Source organism: Azorhizobium sp. AG788 (assembly GCF_943371865.1).
Classification (GTDB): Bacteria; Pseudomonadota; Alphaproteobacteria; order Rhizobiales; family Xanthobacteraceae; genus Azorhizobium.
The window spans coordinates 39,622-48,760 of the sequence record NZ_CALRWL010000048.1 but is presented as its reverse complement, the minus strand read 5'-3'; the positions used below and the strand labels follow the sequence as shown (position 1 = coordinate 48,760).

Here is a 9,139-nt window from a genome sequence, read left to right as displayed (position 1 = left end):
TCTGGGTCCGCGCCGGATCGAGGATACGTTGGAAATGGTTCACCACATCGTGCGCGGTATAGGGCGCCCCGTTGGAGAATTTGAGGCCGGGCCGCAGCTTCAGCCGCCAGGTCAGTCCGTCGGGCGAGCTGTCGAGCGCGGTCGCGAGGTCCGGAACGCGTTCGCCCTTGTCGTTCCGGGTGAAGAAGTTGGAGAACACCAGCCCGCCGGCCATCGTGGTCTCGCGATTGGCGGAGCGCGTCGTCAACCCATCGAAGCCCTGGACCTGGGCGGCCGTCGCCATGACGATCGTGCCGCCGTCTCTCGGCTCAGGCTCAGCCGCGCCGCACGGCTGCAGCCCGATGAGTGCAAATGCAAATGCTCCAATGATCGGACCCGCCAGACTCTTCATGTGGCGTATCCCCCTCTATCTTATCGTTGATTGCGTCATTAACGGCAGGTTGCGAAGTATTGATGGCTCGCAATGGTGTGCCGGATTCCGTTCCAGCCACGCATGACCCTAAAGGCCTAGGACTACCGACCTGACTTCGCTCTTCATTCCTGGGCACTGGCGATTTGTAAAGTGTTCCTCGCGAGACGGCGCGATGCCACCGCATTCATTCTTATCATTTGCCGTTCACTATAGTGACCGGTCCAATGTTTGACAACTCGTCGCACTCCAAATCGGCCTCCAGAACAGCGCGATGGTCGTCAGCATTTAGTAGGGTGGGCTTTCGGTGTTCGTCGAGGGGAGCGGTTCGGCCCTCCGTCTCAGGGCGACCGCATTGCGGCTTACGAGGACAGGTGTTGATGGAGATGAGGAGGCAGGTCCATTGCCGTCGTCTCCTGCATGCGCGAGTATTCGGTTGCTGGCGCGGCATTCTCATCGTGAGCTGAGGCCACACCAGCCTCGCGACCGACCGCGCGTGCAGTCAGCGCGCCGGCAATGGGCAACGATTGGTGGGTGGCTGGCTGGGAGCGCTGCGTCGGCTTGGTGTGGCGTGATGACTCGCACTCCCCCGCGTCTCGGCGCCGGCTGACGTTGCCCCCCGGAACGATGTCCCCAGCCGCCGTACGCCTCGCTCGACAGGGTGAGGCTGAACCTTGGCTCACCAGCAGACGGCATATGCCGACGACAGACGTCCGACCCCTGCCATTTTCGAACGCATCCGACCTGGAATTGGATCTCAAAAAGGGAGGTGTCTGGTCGACGTTTGAGAGGGGGAGTGGCCGGATGCCCGACTATTTTGCTCGAAGCCGTAGAGTGCCTCGGACCAAATCCGTCAGCGATCCCTCCATGAGCAGAGCGATGCCGATGCGCGCGCCGATCACCATCCCGGCCATCGCAAGCGGCCAAGACAGGGCCAGCAGTGAACCTGCGGTCAGCCCTTGCCCGATGGTGCAGCCGCCACACAGAATGCCGCCGGCGCCCATCAAAATCGCCCCGAGCAGATGGCGCTTCATTTCGCGGGGGTCGTCGAATGCTTCCCATCGAAAACCGTCCGCAAGCCGGGCCGCGACGAACGCGCCAAGGGGCACGCCAAAGACGCTTCCTGCGCCGAATTCGGCAAGGCTCGCCTGATCGAACAGCACACCGAACATCGCCCGCGCCACAGGGGAGACGAAGGTAAGGCTTTGGGGCGCGATCGGATGGGCGAACTCGTCCACCAGCAGCGTCGTGGCAAGCCATCCCGCGACGATGCCAAAGCCGAGAAGTACTCCCGCCGTCATCAGCCGCGGCGCGCGGCGGAGGCGGCGATCCGCGCAGGCCAGTGCGACGAGGCAGAGGCCTGCGACACCGAACATGCCGCGCAGATCGCGCCCCAAGAGCCGCCCGAGAACCGAAGGTAAATCTGCCTGTAGGCCGGCGGGAAGCACCACCGCCACCCGTTCCAGCCCATCAACCCGAACTCCCGCGAAGATGCCGCGCAGGGTCGCATAGGCCACGGCCCCGAACACGATCAGCACCACCAGGCTGCGCAGATCGCCGGAACCACACCGGACCAGGGAACCGAATGCGCAGGTACCCACCAGGGCCATGCCGAGGCCGAACAACAGGCCGCCCAGGAGGATGCCGAACCACGGTACCGCCGCTGCGACATAATTGGTACGCTCGGGTGCGAGAATACCCAGCAGCGAGAGCAACTGCGCCCCCGCTATGGCGATGCCCAGCGCGAGGCCGAATACCTTCATGCGGCGCCAGTCCTGCCCGATCAGAGCATCTTCCAGCGCCCCGAAGGTGCACAGCCGTGCGCGAAACACGGCAAAGCCCACGCAAATTCCCACAAGCAGACCCGCGAGCGCGGTCCACCAGGGACTTGAAACGTCCATGCGCCCCTCCCTGAGACGGCCGACGCGAGACTTATATGTGTCTCGTCACCGACCCGGCGCCAACCGGCTACTTCTCGCCCGCTGCCGAGCCACCACAATAAATACCGTAGATCACCGAGATGACGCTGCGCACGTTGTCGTCGGCCAGACTGTAAAAGATGGCTTTTCCGTCCCGGCGGGTCGTCACCAAGCCATCCAGGCGCAGGCGCGCCAACTGCTGCGAGACGGTCGGCTGGCGGAGCGAGAGAATGTTCTCCAGTTCCGTCACCGAACGTTCGCGTTCGGCCAGAAGGCAAAGGAGCAGCAGGCGGTTCTCATGGGAGAGGGCCTTGAGGAAATCGCTCGCCTTGCGCGCATTGCGCATCAGCTGGTCGAGTTCGGCCGAAATCTCCGGGCCTTCCCGGAGTTCGTCCTCGATCCGCGTGGAGACGATGGGTGGCATAATCTCAAAACCTTTTCACGCTCGCAAACCTTCCCCGCTTGACGCGAGGTGGCCTGGCTCAGGGTCGCTCGCGCGCGAGTTTGTCCGTCAACGCACCCAGCAAGCCCCAGAAAGCTTCGTCGGAAGCATAACCGGTAATGCGTCCGATTTCGCGTCCACGATCCACGAGCACGAAGGTGGGAGTAAAGCGCACGGGCGCCGCGAGGTGAATGTCACCGGACGCCTCGCCTGACAAGGGCACCCGCCTGAGCGGTGCGAGCCGTCCTTCGTCGGTCTTCTCATATATGGGCGCGATATCCCGGTCGAACTTGGCGCAATAAACGCAGCCTGCCCGTTCAAACATCACGAGTTCGGTGGCCTGAGCCCCCGCCGTACCGGCGATGAAAGCGATGGAAAGCAGAAGGCGGCGCATGAATTGACGACCCAGATCCACATTTTCACTTCATATCATCGCATTCGCATATATCTTCAGCAAGATCATAATACGTGCGGAAAACCGCATGGGGCAAGGGGGACGGAATATGGCCATGTCGCTGGATGTCAGCCTTCCCGGCGCGTTCGTCGCCGGTCTCCTGTCGTTCGCCTCGCCATGCGTCCTCCCGATGGTCCCCGCTTATCTGGGCTTTCTCGCCGGCGGGGTTGGCATCCCGAAGATCGGCGCCAAGGCTTCGCTCGGGCGCGGGCGGGTGGTGGGCGCCGCCTTATTGTTCGTGCTTGGCTTTGCGACCGTCTTCATCCTGCTTGGTGCTACGGCCTCGAGCTTGGGGCAGGTTCTGATTCAGTATGTGGAGGCGCTGACCCTCGTTTCAGGGGCGTTCCTCATCCTCTTCGGCCTGCATCTTACCGGGCTGGTACGCATTCCTCTGCTGTACCGGCAAGCCAAGCTGGAGCCGGGCATGCACCCCTCGGGCTTGCTGGGGCCATACCTTGTCGGGCTTGCGTTCGGGTTCGGATGGTCGCCCTGCGTCGGGCCGGTGCTCGCCGGCATTCTCATTGTGGCGGGCGCCGAAGCATCGGTGGGGAAGGGCATGTTGCTGCTGGCGGTCTATGCCGCCGGAATTGGAATCCCGTTCCTCGTCGCCGCCGTCTTCACCGGTCCATTCCTCGCTTGGGTGGGATCGGTTCGGGGGCGGCTTTGGCTCGTGGAACAGATTGCGGGGGTGCTGCTGATCCTCACCGGTGTCGCCTTCGCCACCGGCTTTATGCCGCAACTGGCCCAATGGCTGCTCGAAGCGGTGCCGGCCCTTGGCACCATCGGCTGACCGGACATGGGGAGGACACGGATGACAGGCGCCACAACGAGCGCGATGACAGGCCCATCGTCACCCAGCCGCAGGCGGCTCCTTCGCAGCACAGCGGGACTTGTGATAGGGGCGCTGGCGCCAACCGGATCGAAGGCTGCAGCCCATTTGGGCGAGGACGGCCTTTATACCCAGGACTGGTATGTGGACAGTTTCCTCGATCTGCCCGAGGATCTCGCCGCCACCACGGCGCAAGGCCGGCATTTCGCCGTGCAATGGAGCCAGCGGGGCTGCGTCTATTGCAAGACGCTGCACACCAGCTATTTCGCCGACGCAGCTATTGAAGCCCCGATTAAGGCCGCGTTCGACATCGTGCACCTCGATCTGTTCGGTGCGCGCGAGGTGACTGCCCTCGACGGAACAAAGCAAACAGAAAAGGCCCTCGGCCAGCGCGAACGGGTGCGGGCAACACCCACCTTCCAATTCTTCGCGCTGAGGGAGGGCAAGGCTCGGGAAGTGGCGCGCATGCCGGGGCTGCTGCCGCGGCCGGAGTTTTCGGCCATGTTCAACTATGTGGCGGCAGGGGCCTATGACGGCGAAACCTTCGAGGCCTGGCTTGCCCGCGAAGGCCGAAAGAGCTGATACCGCACGCGCGGAAACGGCCCCGGCGAACCGGGGCCGAAGGGGTCGAAGGCATCGCGGGCGCGAATGCTTCCGGAGGCGGCTACTTGGCCGGCTTGTTCACCGGCGATTCCGGATCGAACAAATAGGCCACCACGTCCTTGATCTGCTGCTCGCTGAGTACGCCATTGTGCCCGAAGCGTGGCATTGCGGAACACGCAAGCACGGCCTGGGCATTGTAGACCTTGGCATAGGCCGTCTTGGCATCCTCGGCCGCGAACTTGCGGTCGGCGCCATAATTGGCGAGGCTCGGGCCAAGCGTGCCGTAGCTGACCTCGCGGGGATCCATCTGGTGGCAGGCATAGCAATTGCCCCCGCTCACGGTTCCGGGAGGGTCGGAGAACTGACCGCCACGCCCATTCTGCGCGACCTTCTCCCCCTCCTTCCAGCGGCCCAATAAGGCCCCGTCGGGATACTTCACCGTTACCGACTCCCGGGCCGTAATGGCTTCGGCCTGCGCGGCAGAGGGCTGATTTCGCGTAACCGAACAGATCTGCATGGTCTCGTCGGGCACGAGGCGGGGCGCCCAGCCCTCTGGAAGCTTGGTGAAGCTCCGCTTCACCACTTGCTCCACCACAGCCGGCGCGGCCGGCGGAATCTGCTGAGCAAAGGCGGAGGCGATCGAGGCTGCGGCGGCGATACCGGCTGCAGCGATAAGGAATTTTCGCATGTCGATTCTCCCCGTCAGCGCTTGATGGAGGGCACGTTGAGCTCGCCCCCCGCGGCCTGCGCGTCCAGGAAGACGGTCAGTGCGGTGACAACCTCGGAGGCGTAGTCCGGCGCCGGCATGCGCATCTGCCGATAGCAGTCCCAGATTCGATGTTGAAAGGTGCGCAGCGCGCTTTGGGAGACCCGGTAGGTGGGCCAGGAAGCCATGGTCGCCTGCGCATCCTTGCCGGGGATGTCGAGTTGCGGCAGGCCCTGCAGGCGGATGCGTCGGCCCGGTTCTCCGTGGCAGGTGGAGCACGAGAAGTCGTTGATGGACGAGCGCCGATAGAACAGGGACTCGCCGATCGCGTAGGCCTCCTGCTCCTTGGGATGGACGAGTGGGACCGCGAGCTTCATGCCGTTGGACTTGTTGGCGATGAAGGCGACGAGATCCTCCATGTCCGAGCCGCGCCCTGGTCCTGAAAAGGGACGGGCCATGATCGGCTTGATATCGACGCCCTGGATCTTCTCCATGCACCACAAGAGCCGCTGCTCGAGGTCCATCACCTTGTCCGCATCGGCGAAATAGCGCGGAAGGGCCGCAAATGCCCCCTCCAGCTTGCCGGGACCTTGGCCCAGATCGCAGGTCTCCAGGGACACGTTCTTCGTGCCTCTCGGATCGGCCCAGATCGCCTCGCCGCGGTCTACGGCGAGATAGCCGGGATTGGCCATGGGATCGTTGATCATGGCACGGTAGCGCTCGACCTCCTTCTCGCTGGCATCCTCCTGCGCCATGAGCGGCAGGAGGGGAACGAGGGTCAGAACGAAGGCGCAAAGGCACCTGCTGAGTGTGGCGTTGGGTTTCATATGTCCTCCCGAACGTGACAGCCCGCGCGATGGGCTTTCTAGATGAAACCTTTGAAGGCGCGCGGGATCCGACCATCATGCCGCCGCTCAATAGGCGGAGCCGATCACCGGATAGGCTACTTTACATTCAAAAAAATCTATATCACAATATGTGAAATTGACTGATGACGGCGCCCCGCGCTTCGTCTCCATCATCAAATAAAAATAATGACTTACGAGCCGACGTTGCGCGTCGGCCGCAGGAGGAAACGGATGACTCTTCACGTTGACGCCACCCTTGCGCCCTCACGCCGTCGTGCGCTGCAGCTGGCCGGATTTGCCGCCTTCGCCGCGGTGCTTGCACCACGCATGAGCCTTGCCACAGAGGCGGATGTGGCGGACGAGATGAAGAAGCTGTTCTCGGGCAAGAAGATCGGCGAAGGAAAGATCAAGCTGGACCTGCCAGAGATCGCCGAGAATGGCCTCGTCGTCCCCATTAACATCGACGTGGATAGCCCCATGACCGAGGCGGACTTCGTGAAGTCAGTCCATGTGTTCGCCGATGGCAATCCTCTTCCGCAGGTCGTCACCTATCATTTCACGCCGCAGAGCGGGAAGGCCGCGGCCTCGACGCGGATGCGGCTGGCGCAGACCCAGAATGTGATTGCGGTGGCGGAGATGTCCTCCGGCGCGCTCTTTTCCGCCAAGGCGCAGGTGAAGGTGACCATCGGCGGCTGCGGCGGCTGAGTGCAGCCAGAAGCAGACCAAAATAATTGTGGGCAAGAATAGCCCCTTGAACGTGTTGGAGGACACCATGGCCATTAAATCCGCGCCCCGCGTGCGCGTTCCCGCACAAGCAAAAGCCGGCGAGCTTATCGAGATCAAGACTCTGATCTCCCACGAAATGGAAAGCGGTCAGCGCAAGGATGCTGCGGGCAAGACGGTGCCGCGCGATATCATCAATACGTTCGAGGCCTCCTTCAATGGCCGCCCCTTCTTCAAGGCGGAATGGTTTCCCTCGATCTCCGCCAATCCTTACCAGTCGTTCTTTTACAAAGCCACTGAGAGTGGTGAATTCACCTTCTCCTGGAAGGACGATGCCGGGGCAGAGCAAAAGTCCACCGCAAAGCTGACCGTGGCCTGACGTCGAGATAAATCGCCGCCACCTATCTGCCTTTCGGGCCTGTTGTGCTGCCGGATCACGCCCTGATCCGGAGAGCGCGCCCCCATGACTTTTGGAAAGTGCGATCACCATGATATCAAGGCGCGATTTTCTCTCGGCCGGAACGGCGCTTGCCGGCCTCCTCGCGACCTCGGGCACGGGGGTGGCGCAGGCGATCGGCGGGCAACTGTCGCAAGACGACCTTCTGAAGTTCGGCAAAAGCGGCACGTTCACGCTTCTGCACGTCACCGATATTCATGCGCAACTGCGTCCCCTCTACTTCCGCGAACCGTCCGTCAACCTGGGGGTTGGAGACGCGCGGGGCGTGCCACCGCATCTCACGGACATGGCGTTCCTCGACTATTTCAAAATGAAGCCCGGCACGCGCGATGCCTATGCAATGACCTCGGAGGACTTTACCGCGCTTGCCCGCAGCTATGGCCGTATGGGCGGCGCGGATCGCCTTGCGACCCTGATCAAGGCCATCCGCGCCGAGCGGGGCGCCGACAAGGTGCTGCTGCTGGACGGAGGCGACGGGCTGCAGGGCTCGTGGTCATCTCTGAAGACCCAGGGCGAAGATATGGTGCGGGTGTTCTCTGCCCTCGGGCTCGACGCCATGGTGGGCCATTGGGAGTTCACCTATGGCGCCGACCGGGTCACCCAGATCAAGGAGACGGCTCCCTTCGCCTTCCTGGCCCAGAATGTCCGCTCGGTCGAATGGCAGGAACCGGTCTTCGACGCGGTGAAGACCTTCGAGAAGGGGGGCGCCAGGATCGCGGTCATCGGCCAGGCCTTTCCCCGCACCCCCATCGCCAACCCCCGCTGGATGATCCCGGACTGGGAGTTCGGCATTCGCGAGGAGGAGATGCAGAAGCAGGTGGACGCCGCCCGTGCGGAGGGGGCGGACGTGGTGGTCCTGCTTTCCCACAACGGCTTCGACGTGGACCGCAAGATGGCCTCGCGGGTGAAGGGCATCGACGTGGTGCTCACCGCCCATACGCACGATGCCATGCCCGCGGCGACCCACGTGGGCAAGACGCTCCTGATCGCCACCGGCTCTCACGGCAAATTTCTCTCGCGCCTCGATCTGGATGTGCAGGACAAGAAAGTCACCGGATACAGGTTCCAGTTGATCCCGGTATTTTCGGATGTGATCGCGCCGGACCCGGACATGGCCAAGCTGGTGGCGGATATCCGCGCCCCTTATGCCAAGGACCTCGCCCGCGAGGTGGGGCGCGCCGACAGTCTGCTTTACCGGCGCGGCAACTTCAACGGCACCTTCGACGACATGATCTGCGATGCGCTCATGCAGGAACGTGACGCGGAGATCGCTCTCTCCCCTGGCTTTCGCTGGGGCGGAACACTGCTTCCGGGCGACCCGATCACCTTCGAGACCATCTCCAATGCCACCGCCATCACCTATCCCGCCTGCTACCGCAACACCATGACGGGAAAGCAACTGAAAGACGTATTGGAAGATGTTGCTGACAACATCTTCCATCCCGATCCCTATTTCCAGGGCGGCGGCGACATGGTGCGGGTGGGTGGGGTCGGCTATGCCATCGACGTCGGCAAGGGCGTGGGCCAACGCATTTCGGATCTCACCTTGCTGAAGACGGGCACGCCGCTCGAGGCTGACAAGGCCTATACGGTCGCCGGCTGGGCCTCGGTCGCCCAGAACGTGGAAGGTCCGCCGGTCTGGGAGATGGTGGAACGCTATGTGGCGGGCGCAAAGACGGTGAAGATCATGCCCAATGCCTCGGTAAAGGTGACCGGGGCCTGAGGCCGATGCCTCGGGGGCTTCCCGTC

At 63.0% G+C, this 9,139-nt stretch carries 11 protein-coding genes; 5 read left to right on the top strand and 6 right to left on the bottom strand.

Annotation, left to right across the window (positions count from 1 at the left end; genetic code table 11):
• From AAG816_RS21965 to AAG816_RS21950, 4 genes are all read right to left on the bottom strand, one after another.
• Positions 1-391: ABC transporter substrate-binding protein (locus tag AAG816_RS21965; protein ID WP_341991819.1), on the bottom strand; the 391-nt coding region annotated here is incomplete at its 3' end.
• A gap of 830 nt (positions 392-1,221) precedes the next feature.
• Positions 1,222-2,310, bottom strand: coding sequence for a YeeE/YedE family protein (locus tag AAG816_RS21960; RefSeq protein WP_341991818.1), 1,089 nt, complete (start codon positions 2,308-2,310; stop codon positions 1,222-1,224).
• A 67-nt stretch (positions 2,311-2,377) separates the two neighbouring features.
• Positions 2,378-2,752: a metalloregulator ArsR/SmtB family transcription factor gene (locus tag AAG816_RS21955; RefSeq protein ID WP_341991817.1), complete on the bottom strand. Its 375-nt coding sequence runs from the start codon at positions 2,750-2,752 to the stop codon at positions 2,378-2,380.
• A gap of 58 nt (positions 2,753-2,810) precedes the next feature.
• A complete protein-coding gene (locus AAG816_RS21950) occupies positions 2,811-3,164 on the bottom strand; it encodes a thioredoxin family protein (protein WP_341991824.1) in 354 nt (117 codons plus the stop codon).
• A 115-nt stretch (positions 3,165-3,279) separates the two neighbouring features.
• Between AAG816_RS21950 and AAG816_RS21945 the strand changes: the two genes are divergently transcribed.
• Both AAG816_RS21945 and AAG816_RS21940 read left to right on the top strand, forming a co-directional pair.
• A complete protein-coding gene (locus AAG816_RS21945) occupies positions 3,280-4,014 on the top strand; it encodes a cytochrome c biogenesis protein CcdA (RefSeq protein ID WP_341991816.1) in 735 nt (244 codons plus the stop codon).
• A 45-nt stretch (positions 4,015-4,059) separates the two neighbouring features.
• On the top strand, positions 4,060-4,635 hold the full coding sequence (locus AAG816_RS21940) for a thioredoxin family protein (RefSeq protein WP_341991823.1): 576 nt from the start codon (positions 4,060-4,062) through the stop codon (positions 4,633-4,635).
• 82 nt (positions 4,636-4,717) lie between these two features.
• On the opposite strand, the gene soxX is transcribed toward AAG816_RS21940, so the two are convergent.
• Together soxX and soxA are read right to left on the bottom strand one after the other, a co-directional pair.
• Positions 4,718-5,344, bottom strand: coding sequence for a sulfur oxidation c-type cytochrome SoxX (soxX, locus tag AAG816_RS21935; RefSeq protein WP_341991815.1), 627 nt, complete (start codon positions 5,342-5,344; stop codon positions 4,718-4,720).
• 14 nt (positions 5,345-5,358) lie between these two features.
• Positions 5,359-6,117, bottom strand: a complete 759-nt coding sequence (soxA, locus tag AAG816_RS21930) for a sulfur oxidation c-type cytochrome SoxA (RefSeq protein ID WP_341991822.1) — start codon at positions 6,115-6,117, stop codon at positions 5,359-5,361.
• Between the two features lie 324 nt (positions 6,118-6,441).
• Here soxA and soxY point away from each other — a divergent pair, with 324 nt between their 5' ends.
• The 3 genes from soxY (at position 6,442) to soxB (ending at position 9,113) form a co-directional block, all read left to right on the top strand.
• Entirely contained in the window at positions 6,442-6,915 is a 474-nt protein-coding gene (gene soxY / locus AAG816_RS21925) for a thiosulfate oxidation carrier protein SoxY (RefSeq protein ID WP_341991814.1), read from the top strand.
• 67 nt (positions 6,916-6,982) lie between these two features.
• A complete protein-coding gene (gene soxZ, locus AAG816_RS21920) occupies positions 6,983-7,312 on the top strand; it encodes a thiosulfate oxidation carrier complex protein SoxZ (RefSeq protein ID WP_341991813.1) in 330 nt (109 codons plus the stop codon).
• A gap of 109 nt (positions 7,313-7,421) precedes the next feature.
• Entirely contained in the window at positions 7,422-9,113 is a 1,692-nt protein-coding gene (gene soxB, locus AAG816_RS21915) for a thiosulfohydrolase SoxB (RefSeq protein ID WP_341991812.1), read from the top strand.
• The last annotated feature ends 26 nt before the right edge of the window (positions 9,114-9,139 follow it).